This window comes from Planococcus beigongshangi (genome assembly GCF_016820495.1).
GTDB classification, from domain to species: Bacteria; Bacillota; Bacilli; order Bacillales_A; family Planococcaceae; genus Planococcus; species Planococcus beigongshangi.
Map to the genome: position 1 here is coordinate 558,858 of NZ_JADHDU010000003.1, position 17,165 is coordinate 576,022.

Consider the following 17,165-nt stretch of genomic DNA (forward strand, 5'->3'; position numbering starts at 1 on the left):
ACGCTCTTGTAGCAACAAAGGTAGTAGCTATAAATAAAAACGAACCCACTCAATTCAAGCTTTAAAATCTTCGGAAAATTGAAAGACAATGCCAATGCTAATGTCGCTTCTGTTGAAAGGAAAGGGGTCTTTTCATAAGGTGAAGTGAGTTTAAGTTGGGGAGTACCAATATGGGAAAGTTTACTCTAAGTTCTTTGCTGAAAATATAAAAGGCCGCCGATTCTGTACTCGAATCAGCGGCTTTTCGTTCATGTTATTGTGCATCTCAAAGTTTTACTTCTCATTAATACTTGCTTTTCATCAGACGCAGGGAATTGAGCACGACGATTAATGTAGCTCCCATATCTGCAAAAATGGCCATCCAAAGGGTCAACCAGCCTGGAATGATCAGCAATAAGGCCAGTACTTTTAAACCTAATGCAAACGCAACGTTTTGGTAAATAATCGTCAATGTTTTTCTGCTTAGACCAATCGTGTAAGGCAACTTGTCCAAATCATCTGCCATTAGGGCAATATCAGCCGTTTCAAGTGCCGTATCGGTGCCTGCACCGCCCATGGCAATACCCACCGTAGAGCTTGCTAATGCCGGTGCGTCATTTACTCCATCGCCAACCATAGCGACCTTGCCGAACTTTTCACGAAGAGATTTGATGGTTGCCAGTTTATCTTCGGGCATCAAATCTGATTGGACTTCGCTTATATTGAGTTGATTTCCGATGGCATTTGCGGCAAGTTGATTGTCGCCTGTCAACATGATTGTCTTTTGAATACCTAAGTCATACAGTTTTTGGATGATGGTGGAACTGCTTGGTCGGATTTGGTCTGCTACTGCAATATAGCCTTTGACTTCATCGCTTGATCCTAATAGCATAACTGTTTTGCCGACAGCCTGAAGAGCTTCCACTTCTTTTTGGATATCACTGGACATCTTCAAGGTTTCTGCAAAAAGATTCGGGCTGCCGATATAGTAAGTTTGATTATGAATCTCTGCTTTTGCACCTTTTCCGGTAATTGATTGGAAATTCTCCACTTCGGTTAAATTGATATTGGAATTTTCTGCTTTGCGCAAGATAGCAGAAGCTAAGGGGTGCTGAGACAATTTTTCGATAGATGCTGCGGTTTCCAAAACTTCATCAACACTCATATCCGACAAAGAGATGATGTCAGTGACTTCAGGTGTTCCTTGTGTAAGTGTCCCGGTTTTATCGAAAGCAATGACATTTAAACGGCCGGTTTCTTCCAAATGAATGCCGCCTTTGATCAAAACACCATTTCTTGCAGCATTTCCGATTGCTGTCACAATGGCGACAGGAGTCGAAATGACCAAGGCACAAGGGCAGCCTACCACCAACACCGCAAGTCCGCGGTAAACCCATTCACTCCATTCGCCTCCAAAAAGAAGAGGAGGGAGCACGGCAACCAACAAGGAAATTACAAGTATAGCAGGTGTATAATATTTGGCGAATTTATCTACAAATTGCTGGGAAGGTGCACGTTCTGCCTGCGCTTCCTCCACTAAATGAATAATCTTGGCGATTGTAGTATCTTCAGATCTTTTCGTCACCCGTACTTCCAAAGCGCCTTCTTCATTGAGCGTGCCGGCGAACACTTCATCGCCGACTGCTTTATGGACAGGAACGGACTCCCCGGTGATGGCCGCTTGATTGATTGACGAAGCACCTTTGACCACTTCTCCATCCATAGCCAGTTTTTGACCGGGTTTAATGACCATGATGTCACCGATTTGAATGTCGTCCACATCAACTTCCAACTCTTGCGATCCACGTTTAATGATGGCTGTATTGGGTGCAATGTCCATGAGTGACCGGATGGAGTTTCGCGCCTTGTCCATCGAATACGTTTCCAATGCCTCGCTGATTGCAAACAGGAAGACGACAACTGCACCTTCACCCCACTCACCGATAACGGCTGCACCGATAACGGCAACGGTCATTAAAGTCGCCATATCGAATTGCAGTTTCACCAGATTTCTTAATCCTTCTTTAAAAAGGCTGAAACCCCCAATGAGAATCGCCAAAGCGAAAAGCCCGATGGTCATTGCATGCTCTTCGCCAACCTGGGTGGAAGAAATGTACCCGAATATAAGAAAAAGAAACGAAATCATTGTTGTTTGGTTTTCCCTCTTTTTCCAAAAAGGCTCTTTTTTATCGATAACTCGCTGCTTTTCCGGATACACCCGAATACCGTCAAAAGATCCCGCTTGTTCCAATTGTGCTATTGAAGCTTCACCAGCGACCGTAATTTTCGAAGCGCCAAAGTTTAGTTTTACATCTTCGACCGTAGGAATTTCACGGATATTCTTTTCGAATTTAGCAGCACAATTTGTGCAAGACAAGTTTTGCAGTTGATAAACATTTTGATTTTCACTCATTTGTACCGATCCTCCTCAGCATGTTCACATGCAATTCGGACAAGCTGGTGCACATGGTCGTCCGTTAGTGAGTAAAAGACCAGCTTGCCTCTCTTCTCATAGTCCGCCAATCCCATATTCCGCAAATAGCGGAGATGATGTGAAGCGGTAGCGGTAGTCGTTCCCAGGATATTCGCTACATCACACACACAAAGTTCGGGTTCCAGTGTTAGCGCATAGGCGATTTTTAAGCGCGTTGCATCTGAAAGGGCCTTGAAAATCAATTCTGCCCCGCGGATACCGACGAGCTTGGGCTGAACTCGTTCAATTACTTCTTCGTCATAACAAAAGGTCTGGCAAGCATCGTGCTTTTTACTAGTTTCTATTTCTTCCATCATTTCCACCTCATTCAAATGTTCGTTTGATTATAATCAGTTTAGAAAAAATTCATTGCTTTGTCAATTCTAATATTCAAATCATTGTTTTAATGTTAACGAATACTTGATAAAATGAACAAGGTATAAAATTACCGGCAACACTGAATGAATACTCATTACATTATTTTTCAATTAGGCAATCATAAAGAGAGGAATAAAGAGAGGAGTACTACAATGCAGAAAAGTTTGTTATTAACGCTAGTTATTTTATTGTGGTCATCTGCTGTCGTTTCCGCCCACACGGCCTTGGAAGAAAGTTCACCAGCTAATGGAGAGACAGTAGCTGAGGAACCTCAGGAAATTGTCCTGAAATTCAATACGGACTTGGAGAAAACGAGCTCTTTTACTGTAGAAAATACTGAAGGAGAGGAAATTCCTTTTGGCATTGCACTTGAAGAACAAAAAATGATTGGGACACCGGGGTCTTCCATGGCAGATGGTGAGTATACCGTCAACTGGAAAATAATTGGAGCCGACGGACATCCGATTGAAGGGACATATGCCTTTACGGTGAAGAAGGAAGAAGAACTGGTTTCCTCAGCAGAGGATGAAGAAACAAACGGTTCTGTATCCGAAGATTCGGAACAGGAAACAGGATCTCTGCTTGAAGGACAGCAACCGGATCAAGAAGAATCTTCCAACGCACCATATGTTATGGTAATCGTGTTAATGATACTGGCAGTAATTGCTGTTGGAACCCTTATTTGGGTAGTGAAGAGAAGAGGGGACTAAATGATTTGGATTTACACGACGGAGATGCTGCTTTATCTTTGTTTTTCACTCTTAATGGGTTCGTTGCTGATCCATCTGATTCCTAGCCGCCGAAAACCGGAGGTGAAAGTCAGCAAGCGTGTTCTGCAACTTTCCATTTTGGGAATCGCTCTCTTATCAGCGGCACCTGTCATTCGTTTGATTTTGTTTTTATACGAAGACGTTGGACTTATACTGACCATACAAAATGTCCTCGGAGAGTTCGAAGTAGGACAAGCTTGGTCGATAACGCTGATTATTTCAATCTTCTTCTATCTTTTTGTTTCTATTGCTCCTGTCTTTAAAAGCAAGGTGCTGATCGGAATCTCGCTTCTTTTCACTTTCATGCTGCTGCTGTGCTTAGGGTGGGCAAGCCATGCCGCTTCCTTGACGGACTGGAGTGGCTTTGTTTTTCATACTGTGCACTTTACCGCAGCAACTATTTGGGTGGGAATATTGCTTATGGTGAGTTGGTTTTCAATTTCGTCCCAGAACTGGCTGCCGTTTCTCAAGTGGTTTACGCCGGTCGCTCTCTTTTGCCTGGCAACCATCAGCGCCACTGGACTTTTCATTATGACATTGGCTGTTGAGGTGGAGGACTACCAGAATGCCTGGTTGATGCCTTACGGTCAAACAATTTTGATTAAGCATTTGATTATCCTCCCATTGTTGCTGTTTGCGTATATTAATGGCATTCTGATCAGACGTAAGTTGCAGTGTGGAGATATGATCAATCCAATTCCGTGGGCAAAAGCAGAAAGTGTGGTCCTGCTTCTTATTTTTGCGGCCACTGGTATATTGGGTCAGCAAGAACCTCCTCATTCCATTGAAGCTTACTTGAGAGGAACAGGGGTCTCCGAAATTTTTAACTATTTTTATGCCGGGGAGATTTTTCCTGCCATGCAGCTGCAATTTGATTTTAATTTGCTGGGTCTTTTGTTTATGGTGCTGGGGTGCGCTTTCGGCGTTCTTGTCGTTTTCTGCTTCAAGCAGAAGGCACCTGCTTATCTCTCGGTATTAATGGGGATATTCTGTGTCTTAGCGATTTATGCCGGATTAATGACAAGCATTGGATAATCAATCAATTACAGAAAAGAGGATGACAATGGAAAAGAAAAGTAAGCGCAACACTAACGAAGGAATGAAGTGGGCGGTTTTAGCTACCGTTTTGATTTTTGGTCTTGTTGCGGTCATCGTAGTTGTAATGAATCAGCAAGAAACGCCGGTTGTGGAAACAGCACAAACGGATATAACCGGTCAGCCGACTCTGGGTGAAAGTGATGCGCCTGTGACGGTTGTCGAATTTGGTGACTTTAAATGTCCATCTTGTAAAGCTTGGGGAGAAATGATTTACCCTCAATTGGTCGAGGACTTCGTCAATACAGGAGAAGTGGAATTCGCTTATATCAACGTCTTCTTTCACGGAAACGAATCGATTTTAGGCGCTTTGGCTGCGGAATCTGTTCTCGAGCATAGTCCGGAAGCATATTGGGATTTCCACAAAGCACTGTTTGCGGCACAACCGGTTGTAGATCATGACGCCGCTTGGATTACACCGGAAAAAGTATTGGAAGTGGCATCTGCATTACCTGCCATAGATCAATCACAATTGCAGGGAGACATAGAGCAAGTGGCACAGCAAGAAGCACTCGAAACGGATGAAGCATTGGTGGAAGAAGCCGGTGTTTCCCAAACGCCTACCATTGTCATCAATGGGAAGACGCTAGAAGATCCGTTCGATTACGACGCAATTAAAGCCCTAATTGAACAGGAATTGGCAGGTGAAGAATAATGGAAGAAACAAAGACGGAATCTCGAATAAGTAGCCTGTTGCTTTACGGGGCATGGTTTGTCTCGCTCATCGCAATGCTTGGCAGTCTGTACTTTAGTGAAATTAAAGGTTTTATACCATGTGAACTTTGTTGGTATCAACGGATTTCCATGTATCCATTGGTTCTGATTTTAGGCATGGCGACATTCAAAAATGACCTGATGGTCCCTCGTTATGTATTGCCTTTGTCTCTTTTAGGGGGAAGTATCTCTATCTTGCATTACCTGGAGCAGAAAGTTCCGGGATTTGGAGGGATTAAACCTTGTGTAAACGGTGTACCTTGCAGTTCGGAGTATATCAATTGGCTGGGATTCATTACCATTCCCTTTTTGGCATTTACAGCTTTCCTGTTGATTTCCATTGCGATGCTGATAATTACATTTAAGACGAAGGATCGTTGATCTATTATTAAAAGATCATCGGTACAACAAATCCGGATTCAAGACACTCTTTTTGAGGAGTTAGTTTAAGGAGATCTGCAATTCAGTTATGAAGAAGGAGGTTACAGTTAATGGCAGCGAAAAAGAAGAATCGATTGATATTGAGGACCACTATTTTAATTGTCATGGCAGGGGCTATCATTTTCACCATTTATAATGGGGTAACACAAGAGAAAAGTGACTTATTGAAAGTTGGAGATGAGGCACCAGACTTTGCCCTGACTGATTTGAATGGCGAACGGCATCAGTTGTCTGAATACAAAGGACAAGGGGTGTTCGTGAACTTTTGGGGGACGTGGTGCAAACCGTGTGAAAAAGAGTTTCCCTTGATGGAAGAGCAGTATCAAGTCTACAAAGACCAGGGTGTGCAAATTTTGGCTGTTAATATTGCCCAGTCGGATTATGAAGTAGAACAATATGCCGAACAGAAAAACTTAACATTTCCGATTGTCATCGACAAAGACAAAAGTGTTATGAATACTTACAACATCCGGCCTCTCCCCACCACCATACTGGTCAATCCAGAAGGTAACATCGTGAAAATCATTACAGGCGAAATGTCTGAAGAAGATATTATAAGCTATATGGAGCAAATCAAACCGGGTTGATTCGAAGGACAAAGCAGCTTTTTCAGCAGTTTAAGATCATACATCGAAAGGAGCAGAAAATTGGTTCAATTTTCTGTTCCTTTATATTTTTTGGAAAATATAGAAATTACCCCTTTCTATGTAGTGCTTTCAAGAAGGAGTAATCACTTTCATAGTTATAGATCACCTACTATTTTTTTGCCCCTCGAGTCGACTCTCTCACTTTACAGCGATTTTTTCTCATTTTTTGACTTCGCTTACAGGCGATCTTCACTTTAATTCTTTTCTTCAGGGGATTTTTTAATTCATTAAACTCCAAAGAAAACGAAGTGTCCCATTTTCCACCAGAATCAAGATACCCAGTCCGATAAAGACAATCGGCACTATCCAGCGTTCCCATTTTTCAATCGTTTTAGAAATTGATTTAACGGATGCCAAGCGGTAACTGAGGTAGCACAAAACAGCTGTCATAATGGCAAAGACAACCAGCATCACAATGGTTTCACTCAGATTCAAGGTTGAAAAGTATGGTATGTAGACACCGATGTTATCGCCGCCGGCAGCGAGTGTAATGGCGGTGATGGTTATAGATAAGCGCTCGGGTTTGCCGGAAGACAAGCGGGATAGAAGATCTTCTTCATTTTCTTCCTTTTCTTTTTTCCAGACTCGCAATCCCAGATAAATCGGGATAAGACCTAGCAGGCCAACCCAGTGTCCAGGCACGAAGGTAAGACCGTATGCGGCCAATAGACTGGCACCCACCAATATGGCTGTCCCCAAATACTGCCCAATGACAATGGACTTTAACTGTCCTTTTTTCATCGTTCGAGAAAAAAGGATAAGTAAAATGATGACATAATCAATACTTGTGGCAATGTACGCTGCAACAGCAGAAAAAATTGTGGTAATCAGATATATCGGCTCCTTTGCAAATTAGCTTTATGGTTATAAGAATAGTCGAAAAAGGGCTGGGTTAAAGCGAGTTTATAAAGTTTTCGTTAAATTGTCAATTATACGTTCAAATGATTGTTTTAATGTGGAGATAGGTTTGTTAGGATGAATGAGTGCTGAGCGCAAATAGAATCCAGCGAATTTGACTCTGTCAAACTTTATTCAACTGGCAGATGAAAGACGTGTAGCGGGGTTACTGCAGACTGGGTTATTTTTTACTACAAAATTTAAACGAGGCCCTTTGCGAAGAAGTAAGAGTGGAAAGAACGGATTAATATAGTTGCCCTAATTAATGATCACATTACCTTTTTGAAAAAAAGGTATTTGGTACAGCTAGTTTGGCCGAACAATTGAAATTCATCAAAAAGGAGATCATTCTATGGCTGAAGTAAGTTTACTGTTGGCGTTCGGTGCTGGACTATTATCGTTCCTCTCGCCTTGTGCATTGCCGTTATATCCGGCCTTCCTGTCCTATATTACCGGAGTTTCGGTCAATGAACTAAAAGAGGGCAAGGGAATGATGAGAAGCACCGCGTTGATCCACACAATTTTATTTCTGATCGGGTTTTCGATCATCTTTTTAGCGTTGGGCTTGTCAACGTCGCTGATCGGAAATTTTTTCTTGGAATATCAAGTCCTTTTACGTCAGCTTGGTGCCATTTTAATGGTATTCTTCGGGTTGGTCCTAACAGGCGTTTTGAAATTTGATTTCCTGCTTTCAGATAAGAAAATTCACTTTCAGAAGAGGCCCTCCGGATACGCCGGTTCGGTCCTCATCGGCATCGGTTTTGCGGCTGGATGGACGCCATGTACCGGCCCCATACTCGCGGGCGTGATTGCGCTCGGGGTAGCAGATCCGGACCGGGGTCTCCTGTACATGCTGTTTTACGTTTTGGGTTTCTCCATTCCTTTTCTCTTGATGTCATTATTCATAGAAAAGATGAGTTTCTTGAAAAAGAAGAGTGCTCTTTTCATGTCAGTGGGCGGAGCCTTGATGATTGTCATGGGTATTTTATTGTATTTTGATATGATGACAGAAATTATTGCCTTTTTATCGCAATTTACAGGTGGATTCACAGGATTTTAAAATTGGTGGACGCTAACTTGAAAATGGAGAGCTTTTGCTTGGGTCACTAAAAGAAAAATCGTTTGACAGTTAGGAGAAGCACCTTACTCCATATGGCCGGTTCAATTGCCCGGCCGAACGACGTTATGTAGTCTTTGTAAGAATGAAGGCGCACAAAAGATGTAAAAGAAGAATTTTTAGTTGGTGAGTAGACTAAGCGAAAATGTGGTGTCAGGTTTGGGGAGAATTAAAACAAAAAACAGAAGGCAATCGAATGAGGAGACGAATAAACGGGGTGGTGTTTTAAAAACAATTGGAGCAATCGCAATAGTATTCGCTATCGTTGCACTAGTTATCGCTTTTAACCTGGTAAGTGAAAATCCAGTAAAAAAATTCGCCCAGCAGATGTTCGAACCGAAGATGCCAGAAGAAAACATTCCACTCTACCAAAAAGCGGCAAGTGCATACGATATCCCGTGGACCTTATTGGCTGCCCATCATCGTGTGGAAACAAAATTCTCTACGATGGATCCTCTTACATCACCAGCAGGTGCAGAAGGGCATATGCAATTTATGCCGTGTACATTTGTTGGCTGGAGCCACCCGACTTGTACGGATCTTGGAAAAGGCGATATTGACGAAAGCGAAAAAACAGATCCTGCAGCAATTCGTAAATACGGAGGATACGGTGTAGATGGCAATAATGACGGGGTAGCGGATCCTTACGATTTACAAGATGCTTTATACAGTGCAGCAAATTATTTATCCCAGCATGGGGCATCAGAAGGTGATTTGGAACAGGCTATTTTGACTTATAACCATAGCGATGAGTATGTCAAAGACGTATTATTCTACTACAATAAATACGAAGAACAATATCGGGACGAATAAAAAGTTTCGTGACTCGTTTAGCGCAACGCCGGGTAAATATGGATTTCAGTTTTTTCAGTTCTTAAAATTAGCGTAACTCTCGAATGTTCAAATTTAAGTATCTATCCTGAAAAAACGGTTCTGTGCGAAGAATTCTTTTTTAAAATGGAAAAACTCACTTCGATAAAAAGGGAAGTATAAAAAGCCGGTTTATTGGCAATTAAGTATTATTCGATACGAAGTTTATTCTTTGCAGATAGTGTTTTTTGGGGGATGTTAAAATACCGTTGAAGTTAAATAAATGCTATTTCAAACACGAGTACTCATCTAGATTTAAGGAATAGAGGTGAACAATGGCTCCAAATAGAGTTCGTACAATTAATTTGTTGCTCATTGATGAAAATTCTCTTTTTCGTGAAGGGCTAAAAAGGGAATTAGAAAGGGATATGGAGTTTCAAGTGTTGGCAGAAGGAGACACGGAAGAGCAACTTAAGTTTTTATATCAGAAATATCTTCCCCACGTCGTGATCATGGATGTAGATTTTCATAAAAAAAGTGGCATCGATACGTTAGAGGAACTCACTACCGTGCAGCCTCACTCGAAGGTGCTTATTTTTACTAGTACGGTCGATTCTTATTTCGTGTCCTTAGTCCTTAAAAAGGGTGCCTCCGGATACATGTTAAAGAAAATGGATGTTCCTGCTATTGTGGATGCGATTAAAACGGTTTTTAGGGGGGAAGTCTATTTACATCCGGAGTTAACAGGGGATTTTATATCCGAATTCAGGCAATTGAAGAAAAGAGAAAGTGATGGAAAATTTTATCAGAAAGCTGTCATGCGACCATATCATCTCCTTACCCGCCGTGAAACGGAGGTATTACAATTATTAGCAGAAGGTTATAGCAACAAAAACTTAAGTAAAGTTTTAGAGATTAACGAGAAGACGGTAAAAGGTCATGTTTCTGCTATCTTACGAAAGATGGACGTTCATGATCGGACACAAGCAGTTGTAACGGCGATAAAGAATGGATGGATAGAACTGAAATAACTGTTTTTATTAGTCAGGAATTCAAATGATATGAGCTTTGAAAAAATTAATGCTTATGCAGTACTAATAGATTAGTAAATTTCCAATTGTTTCTAAAAAAGCGATATTCGAAATGCAGATAATTTAGAAGTCTTAAATATCTTTGGTTGGAATTTTTAGTTTACATATCATGATGTTATCGGAAGTAATCAGTTGTATCTCATATAACTAAAACAAAAAGGGACTGCTCCAAAAGGTCATGAAAATTATGACTCTCAGGGACAGTCCCTTCCTTTTTTATCTAACGCTCCGATTTACATCAATTCCTTGTTTCTGTTATAGGAACGCTTCAAAGAAATGAAATTAATGAAAAACATCATCAATCCTGCCAATGTTGAGAAACCTAAAGTTCCAAGCCATTCACTGATACTGGCTGGCAACCCACTTATAAATGGATATACTAAAATAAACATAGCCGTAAATCCGGCTGATTTCACAACAATCACTTTTAATTCTTTTTTATATTCCTGTTCAGTTGCAATATTCGTAAATTCGATGCCCGATATGATATATCTTCCTAAAACGTAAATCACGAACAGAACAACGTGCAGAAAGAGAACTGTTTCTGTGTCAAAGTTAATGAACCTGCTGCTAATGAGTGTGACAAGAAGGGATAAGAAAAGGATGATTGCCCCTTCCGAGAGGAAATGCAACAACTTTTTCTCTTTGTATTCGTCATCTGGTAATAAAAAGGATATCCAAGATTTCATGATTACTCGACCTCCCAAAATAATTCGTCCAAGGTTTTGCCCAGTTCTTTTGCGATAGACACACAAAGATGAAGGCTGGGGTTATATTGTCCTTTTTCAATTAATCCGATTGTTTGCCTTGTTGCTCCAACTCTGTTGGCTAACTGTTCTTGAGTGATGGATAGTTTCATCCGAGTTATTTTCACATTATTTTTCATTGATCCACCTGCTCTTTGCAATATATATCTAACATATGCAATTTATATATTACATTATATCTGGAAGATGTCAACTTCTTATAGCCTTTTTATTTAATCGAAGATGGAAATTGAGTGAAGAACGGTTTACATATGAGGGATTATCAGAAGTAGTAATTATTTTAATAGCAACCTACAAAGGGGGAGAGCGCTGCTAATCAGCAATGCTTTTCCCCTTTTGTCTGCAAAAGTGTACTTTTACGAACGGTTACTTCTATAGAGAAGTGGTTTACTTTGCACTTATTCCAGCAGTTCACTATTCAAGTTCGAATTACAAATGATATCGATTTTAAATAGACAATTAATAATTTAAATTGAAGGGACTTGTGGATGACTACATGGATTGTTACAACGGAGGTTTGTAAACAATGGAATTTAAAAAAGATGACTCCGCAAAACATCGAAATCATCTTATCTCAATCCAACTTAAGCTATCCTTTTATTAGATTGTCCATTAAATGGAGCTCAGTTCATCAATGAGTAGATTTTTTTCTTTTCTGAGACAGCAACATAAAAGAAACAACGACAGAGTAAATAAATAGAAACAGCACAATTCCTACCTCTATACTTGACTCAAACATGGGAATCTCCTTTCTCATAACTCTTTATACTAAAAATTCCCTTTTTTGAATAATGTAAACACTCTATACTAAAACAAAGAAAAGGCACTAAATGATAAAAGTCTCAATTGTACTCATAGCAAAATTTATTGATCAGAAAGATTTCGTATTGAATGTTGTTGCCATTACTAGAAAAGTAGGGGAATTTAAAGTTATTTCTTTACTAATGGCTCCAGGTTTACATACCAAGAGTTATCGGAAGTTCGTAAATAACAAATACTTTTATTATAGGAGTTTAAAATATCAATAAGAGGATGGATAGCTTGAACAAGCCTTCCATCCTCTATTTTTCTTAAAAAATTTACAATGCATTCTCTATATTATCCTACATTTTAATCCCGCGAATCTTGCAGTTCCAGTTTCAATAGGTTTTAGAGCATTGACTGGGTACAAGCACTGGTTGTTCAAAGCACATCTTCTTTCGTTTCCATCATTTATTTTTTCTCTTTGGTTAATGCGAATGCTATTCTGTTCACGCCATCTTCCAAAATTGGACGGGGGCAGGCAACATTTAAACGGAGGTATCCCAATCCGGCTTCTCCGTATTTACTGCCAGGTTCCAAAGCAACTTTTCCGTGCGTAAGCAGAAGATCCATTACTTCTTTCTCCGATAAATGCAAAGACCGATAATTGATCCATAACAAATAAGTCGCTTGAGGTTTTGTGACTTCAATTCCAGGAACTTGACGCTTTAATTCTTTAATGGCGTAATCCATGTTTCCGGAAATTACTGACAGCATTTGTTCGAGCCAGGATTCACTTTCGTTATATGCTGCAATTAATGCAGTTGAAGCAAAAGAGTTCAGCATGCCAGAACCATGAGCTAATGCATGTTTTTCCAGTTTTAAGCGTTTTTCTTTGTCGGTTGCCACAACGGCAGCAACTTGGATGCCTGCCAGGTTAAATGTTTTGGTAGGGGCGAGGCAAGTGAAGATCCGATTGCTTTCTTCTCCAGCAATTTTAGCTAAAGGGGTATACCGTTCGGGACCAACAATTAAATCTCCATGAATTTCATCTGAAATAATGAGGACATCGTATTTGCTGCAAAGTTTGATGACTTTCTGCAATTCTTCAATCGACCAGACTCTGCCTCCGGGGTTATGCGGATTACAAAGAATGAAAAGAGAGGATTCTTTTAATTTCTCCTCAAAGTCTGTGAAATCGATGGTATAGTGACCGTCTTGTTCGACAAGATTCGAATACAGCACTTTCCTGTCCTGATTTTGGGCTAATTGAAAAAATGGAGGATAGACAGGTGGCGTGACTAATATTTTGTCGTCTTTCTCTGTATAAGTCTCGATGATTGAGGCGATAGCCGGAATGATGCCGTGATGGAACAGTAGCCATTCAGGGTTGATTTGCCAATCATTTCGTTTAGCTTGCCAGTTGATGACGGCTTCCCGGCACTCATCGCACATAAGAGAATAACCAAAAATAGAGTGATCGAGTCTTTTTTGTAAAGCCATTAGAACTTGTGAAGGAGCAGGAAAATCCATATCAGCGATCCACATAGGCAAAACATCAGAAGTCTCATCTAAATTATAAATTTCGCCCATTGCATCCCATTTGACGGATCGGCTATTTTTACGGTCATATATTTCTTCAAATGAATTCATTTTATCTTTCCTCTTTAAAATTCAATTTTACTCATTTAATCCGAGTTTACTGCCAGCTTTATTTCTTCCCAGCGCATTGATAATAATAACCCCAGCAAGAGCAACGTTTCCACCTGTAATTGAAAGAGTTTCAGGCCATTCTTTTAACCAAACCCATGCAACAGCTATAGCAATGGCGGGTTCCAAGTACATCATACTCGCTACCGCACTGGCATTTCCGGAAGAAAGGGCCTTTGCCCAAGTTACATAAGCAATACAAGCTGGAAAGACACCCACGTATATAGCGGATAGATGCGCTTCATCAGTAGATTGTTGGAGCGTATCCAACAGGCCAGGCGAGAATATGAAAAAGGGAAGCGTTCCTGCCCATGTAAAATAGGCGGTAAGTTCAATCGGGTTATATCTTTTAAGCAATGGCTTTTGAAATACAAAGAAAATAGAAGTTGCTATGGCGGCGCCTAATACAAATAAGGCTCCGCTGGCTAAAGAAAAGGATGATCCACTGGAACCGACAGCGATTAAAACTATGCCGACAAAGCCCACTCCCAAGCCAACCCATCCTAATACGGTTAATCGTTCTTTTAATACAAGCATCGCAATAACCGCTGTGAAAATCGGCGCTGCACCAATAAGCATGCCGGCAGTTCCAGCAGGGATAGTTTGTATGCCAAAAGTTACGCCTATGTGGTATACACTGATCCCAACCCAGCCCAAAATTATAATTTTCAACAAGTCATTTTTAGTGGGTTTTTTAAACTGTTTTCTGTTGAGAAGAGCATAAATTAAAAATAGTAAAGATGCGATAAGATAACGGACCAATACTAAATGGCCGGCTTCATATCCTCCTTCTAAACTGGAACCGATTGCTGCGAAAGTGGAACCCCAAATAAGAATAGTGACAAAAGCCATAAAAAAGTTTTCTGGTTCACTTTATCCTCCTTAAATTATGAAGTACGTCAATACCGATAATGCAACAGAAACGATGGTCATTGCAGCTAAAGGAAGCATAGCACGTTCCCGTAAATCCCGTAAACTTACGTTCAGTCCCAAACCTACCATAGCAGCAGTTAACAGCCAAGTCGTTAAAACAGAAACAAACTCCATGAAGTAGTTTGGTATGGAAATGACGGGACCCAGTACATAGCTGCCAAGAATACTCATTGCAATAAATCCAAGAAGAAACCAGGGAAATTCAATCTTACTGTTTGTTTCTTCCGAGCCCTTATTTTTTCGCTTCATGAGAACAATGAAAATGAAGCAAACTGGTACAAGAAGAAAGACGCGACCCAACTTTGCGAGCAAAGCCATAGCCAATCCGTCTTCTCCGGCTGGAGCGCCGGCCAACGCTACATGAGCTACCTCGTGCAAGCTCGTTCCTGTCCATATGCCATATTCGATATCGCCGATTGGCAAGAATGGCCGAAGGATGATGTAGGAGATGGCGAAAACTGTTCCCATCAACGCAATAATGCCAACCCCGATAGCTGTATCTTCATCTTTCGCTTTAATTATGGGAGCTACGGCGGCAATTGCGGCGGCTCCACATATACCTGTTCCTACACCCAGCAATAAGGATATATTTTTATCCGCCTTAAAGAGTTTAGCGAGCAAGATTGTTCCGACGATAGCGAACACAATGACTCCTGCGTCTCTTACCAATAAGCCGATGCCATCGCTCAGCACAATATCGATGTTAAGCTTCAGCCCATATAAAATAATCGCGGTCCTCAGCAAATGCTTAGAGGAGAAAGTTATTCCAGTGCGTATATTGGAAGGGTATCCGAAAGCTTGCCGATAGAAGACAGCTATGATAATGGCGCATGCCATTTGACCGATGTAATCAAAACCAGGAATTTTCGCAAGTAAGTAACCTGAAAGAGCTATAAGAAATGTGAAAAACACACCGCTTATCCAAGCTTTCATATTTGATGAGTTGGGAAATTTAGAATTAATTGATGACATAAGTTCACCTCTGCAGTCATTATAAGAAGGATTATGATATAAGTAAAATAAATAATTAAGTGTATAATAATAAGTAAAACTTATTGTAGAAAATGTTTTCGGGGGGATAACTATGAATCAAGCGCTTGAAGTGTTTGTTAAAGTCGTGGAAGAGCAAAATTTTTCTAAGGCCGCAAAGCAATTGCACATGACGCAGCCGGCTGTCAGCCAGCATATCCGTTCGCTCGAAACTGAAATGGGAGTGAAACTTCTGGAGAGAACGAACAAATATGTGCGGTTGAATAAAGCAGGAGAAATCGTTTATCATCATGCGAAAGAAATGACAGAACTTTACGAGAAGATGCAACACCTGGTGGAAGATTTGAGCAGTCAGGCTGCTGGAAAGCTATCAGTGGGCGCCAGCTATACATTTGGGGAATATATTCTTCCGGGGATTATCGCTAAATTAAAGGTCAGCTATCCAAATATTAAAGCCGCAGTTACAATCGCCAATACGGCTGTTATTGCTGAAATGGTCGCAAATCACCAATTGGATATCGGCATTGTAGAAGGACGGTTTAAAGAAAAGCCAAAACTTCAGACAGAAATATTCGCAGAAGATCGAATGGTGATCTTTGCCTCTCTAAAAAACCCCTTGACGCAAAGCAAGAAGGCAATCACTATCGATCAACTTGCAGCACAGCCATGGATTTTAAGAGAAGATGGCTCCGGGACAAGAGAGGCAGCAGAAAATGTTTTCCAACAGCACAACTTTCACCCGGAAAATATCATGGAATTCAGCAGTAACCAATCCATTAAAACAATGGTTGAAGCAGGGGACGGCATTAGTCTTTTATCCGAGTGGGCCATTCAAAAAGAACTGAAATCCGTTGATTTGAAAGTGCTGGATGTCAAAGGAATGCCGCATTTAAGGGAATTCGCCATTATTACCAACTCGCCGTTTCAAACCAAAGCATTTTCTGTTTTCATAGATTTGTTAAGAAGCAACAAAGAGTTTTAGAGAAATCATGATGTAAGAAAAAGAAAAAAGCAGAAAATGTGTGGAAGAGGAATTCTCCGCTGCTAAATGTTTCTTAAGTTTATATATGAGGGATTATCGGCAGCTCTCTAAAAACAACTACAAGAAAGGAAGAGGGAAAGCCAACTTATCAGCTTTTCCTCTTCCTTTCATATAAAATCACTTATGGTTTAATGCTTGGTTGATAAATTGGTATAGCTCGCCATCTATTTCATATTGCAGTTCGTTACCGGGGTTTTCGGCGTGGAAATGTTCGGCTTGCTTGCGGAAAGTCCTATCGTCTTCGGAAAAGGCATTCACGATGTCATTCCATTTTTTCGTTAAACCTTGTACTTTTTCATCGGAAGGAGAAGCGCCTTTTTCTTTTTCCAAACGAATTTCCTTGATAAGACCGTTAAATTCTTGCTCTGCCTGCTTTAAAAGTTGTTTGTCGGCATTTTCATATCGGCTTTCCATGGTAGCCAATTGCTGCTTCGAAAAGTATTTTTCCTTATTCATTTTCAGCGCCTCCATTAATTTAGTAAGTTCTGAAATCGAGAGGGTCCGATTGCTGCGTGCAGCCTATAACGCATTTTCCAACTCGGCTACTAGTTTTTGCTGAACCTCTATCTC

Annotated in this window: 18 protein-coding genes; 9 read left to right on the forward strand and 9 right to left on the reverse strand. The window is 40.7% G+C overall.

The genetic code is table 11. The features are described from left to right. Positions 1 to 283: 283 nt before the first annotated feature. Both IQ294_RS09890 and IQ294_RS09895 read right to left on the reverse strand, forming a co-directional pair. Positions 284 to 2,392, reverse strand: coding sequence for a heavy metal translocating P-type ATPase (locus tag IQ294_RS09890; RefSeq protein WP_203333865.1), 2,109 nt, complete (start codon positions 2,390 to 2,392; stop codon positions 284 to 286). Further along, entirely contained in the window at positions 2,389 to 2,766 is a 378-nt protein-coding gene (locus IQ294_RS09895; protein ID WP_203333866.1) for an ArsR/SmtB family transcription factor, read from the reverse strand. Before IQ294_RS09895 ends, IQ294_RS09890 begins: the two co-directional genes overlap by 4 nt. A gap of 216 nt (positions 2,767 to 2,982) precedes the next feature. On the opposite strand from IQ294_RS09895, the gene IQ294_RS09900 reads away from it, so the two are divergent. The 5 genes from IQ294_RS09900 to resA all read left to right on the forward strand — a co-directional run bounded on the left by IQ294_RS09900 (position 2,983) and on the right by resA (position 6,437). Then, positions 2,983 to 3,540, forward strand: coding sequence for a copper resistance CopC family protein (locus IQ294_RS09900; protein ID WP_203333867.1), 558 nt, complete (start codon positions 2,983 to 2,985; stop codon positions 3,538 to 3,540). Next, the gene (locus IQ294_RS09905; RefSeq protein ID WP_203333868.1) at positions 3,541 to 4,635 is read left to right on the forward strand and encodes a copper resistance D family protein; all 1,095 of its coding nucleotides are present in this window, start codon (positions 3,541 to 3,543) and stop codon (positions 4,633 to 4,635) included. It abuts the gene before it with no gap. A gap of 28 nt (positions 4,636 to 4,663) precedes the next feature. Beyond that, entirely contained in the window at positions 4,664 to 5,350 is a 687-nt protein-coding gene (locus tag IQ294_RS09910; RefSeq protein WP_203333869.1) for a DsbA family protein, read from the forward strand. After that, positions 5,350 to 5,790 carry a disulfide oxidoreductase gene (locus IQ294_RS09915; RefSeq protein WP_203333870.1) on the forward strand — a complete coding sequence of 147 codons (441 nt, stop codon included), beginning with the start codon at positions 5,350 to 5,352 and terminating at the stop codon, positions 5,788 to 5,790. The genes IQ294_RS09910 and IQ294_RS09915 overlap by 1 nt, the downstream gene beginning before the upstream one ends. 110 nt (positions 5,791 to 5,900) lie before the next feature. After that, complete coding sequence (gene resA, locus IQ294_RS09920; protein ID WP_203333871.1) at positions 5,901 to 6,437, forward strand: thiol-disulfide oxidoreductase ResA; 537 nt, start codon at positions 5,901 to 5,903, stop codon at positions 6,435 to 6,437. 279 nt (positions 6,438 to 6,716) lie between these two features. On the opposite strand, the gene IQ294_RS09925 is transcribed toward resA, so the two are convergent. Then, positions 6,717 to 7,328 carry a CadD family cadmium resistance transporter gene (locus tag IQ294_RS09925; RefSeq protein ID WP_203333908.1) on the reverse strand — a complete coding sequence of 204 codons (612 nt, stop codon included), beginning with the start codon at positions 7,326 to 7,328 and terminating at the stop codon, positions 6,717 to 6,719. Between the two features lie 418 nt (positions 7,329 to 7,746). On the opposite strand from IQ294_RS09925, the gene IQ294_RS09930 reads away from it, so the two are divergent. The 3 genes from IQ294_RS09930 to IQ294_RS09940 all read left to right on the forward strand — a co-directional run bounded on the left by IQ294_RS09930 (position 7,747) and on the right by IQ294_RS09940 (position 10,352). Then, complete coding sequence (locus IQ294_RS09930; RefSeq protein WP_203333872.1) at positions 7,747 to 8,454, forward strand: cytochrome c biogenesis CcdA family protein; 708 nt, start codon at positions 7,747 to 7,749, stop codon at positions 8,452 to 8,454. A 345-nt stretch (positions 8,455 to 8,799) separates the two neighbouring features. Beyond that, positions 8,800 to 9,324 carry a lytic transglycosylase domain-containing protein gene (locus tag IQ294_RS09935; protein WP_238942770.1) on the forward strand — a complete coding sequence of 175 codons (525 nt, stop codon included), beginning with the start codon at positions 8,800 to 8,802 and terminating at the stop codon, positions 9,322 to 9,324. A gap of 332 nt (positions 9,325 to 9,656) precedes the next feature. Further along, positions 9,657 to 10,352 carry a LuxR C-terminal-related transcriptional regulator gene (locus IQ294_RS09940; RefSeq protein WP_203333873.1) on the forward strand — a complete coding sequence of 232 codons (696 nt, stop codon included), beginning with the start codon at positions 9,657 to 9,659 and terminating at the stop codon, positions 10,350 to 10,352. A gap of 293 nt (positions 10,353 to 10,645) precedes the next feature. Here IQ294_RS09940 and IQ294_RS09945 read toward each other — a convergent pair whose 3' ends face one another. The 5 genes from IQ294_RS09945 to IQ294_RS09965 form a co-directional block, all read right to left on the reverse strand. Then, on the reverse strand, positions 10,646 to 11,101 hold the full coding sequence (locus IQ294_RS09945) for a DUF3278 domain-containing protein (protein ID WP_101805187.1): 456 nt from the start codon (positions 11,099 to 11,101) through the stop codon (positions 10,646 to 10,648). Between the two features lie 2 nt (positions 11,102 to 11,103). Further along, the gene (locus IQ294_RS09950) at positions 11,104 to 11,298 is read right to left on the reverse strand and encodes a helix-turn-helix transcriptional regulator (RefSeq protein ID WP_101805186.1); all 195 of its coding nucleotides are present in this window, start codon (positions 11,296 to 11,298) and stop codon (positions 11,104 to 11,106) included. Between the two features lie 1,093 nt (positions 11,299 to 12,391). Beyond that, positions 12,392 to 13,573, reverse strand: coding sequence for a MalY/PatB family protein (locus IQ294_RS09955; protein WP_101802577.1), 1,182 nt, complete (start codon positions 13,571 to 13,573; stop codon positions 12,392 to 12,394). A 27-nt stretch (positions 13,574 to 13,600) separates the two neighbouring features. Beyond that, on the reverse strand, positions 13,601 to 14,482 hold the full coding sequence (locus IQ294_RS09960) for a DMT family transporter (RefSeq protein ID WP_203333874.1): 882 nt from the start codon (positions 14,480 to 14,482) through the stop codon (positions 13,601 to 13,603). Between the two features lie 30 nt (positions 14,483 to 14,512). Then, positions 14,513 to 15,535, reverse strand: a complete 1,023-nt coding sequence (locus IQ294_RS09965) for a YeiH family protein (protein WP_203333875.1) — start codon at positions 15,533 to 15,535, stop codon at positions 14,513 to 14,515. A gap of 112 nt (positions 15,536 to 15,647) precedes the next feature. Here IQ294_RS09965 and IQ294_RS09970 point away from each other — a divergent pair, with 112 nt between their 5' ends. Beyond that, the gene (locus tag IQ294_RS09970; protein WP_203333876.1) at positions 15,648 to 16,535 is read left to right on the forward strand and encodes a LysR family transcriptional regulator; all 888 of its coding nucleotides are present in this window, start codon (positions 15,648 to 15,650) and stop codon (positions 16,533 to 16,535) included. Between the two features lie 177 nt (positions 16,536 to 16,712). Here the strand turns inward: IQ294_RS09970 and IQ294_RS09975 are convergent, their stop codons facing one another. Then, positions 16,713 to 17,051 carry a TipAS antibiotic-recognition domain-containing protein gene (locus IQ294_RS09975; protein ID WP_203333877.1) on the reverse strand — a complete coding sequence of 113 codons (339 nt, stop codon included), beginning with the start codon at positions 17,049 to 17,051 and terminating at the stop codon, positions 16,713 to 16,715. Between the last annotated feature and the right edge of the window lie 114 nt (positions 17,052 to 17,165).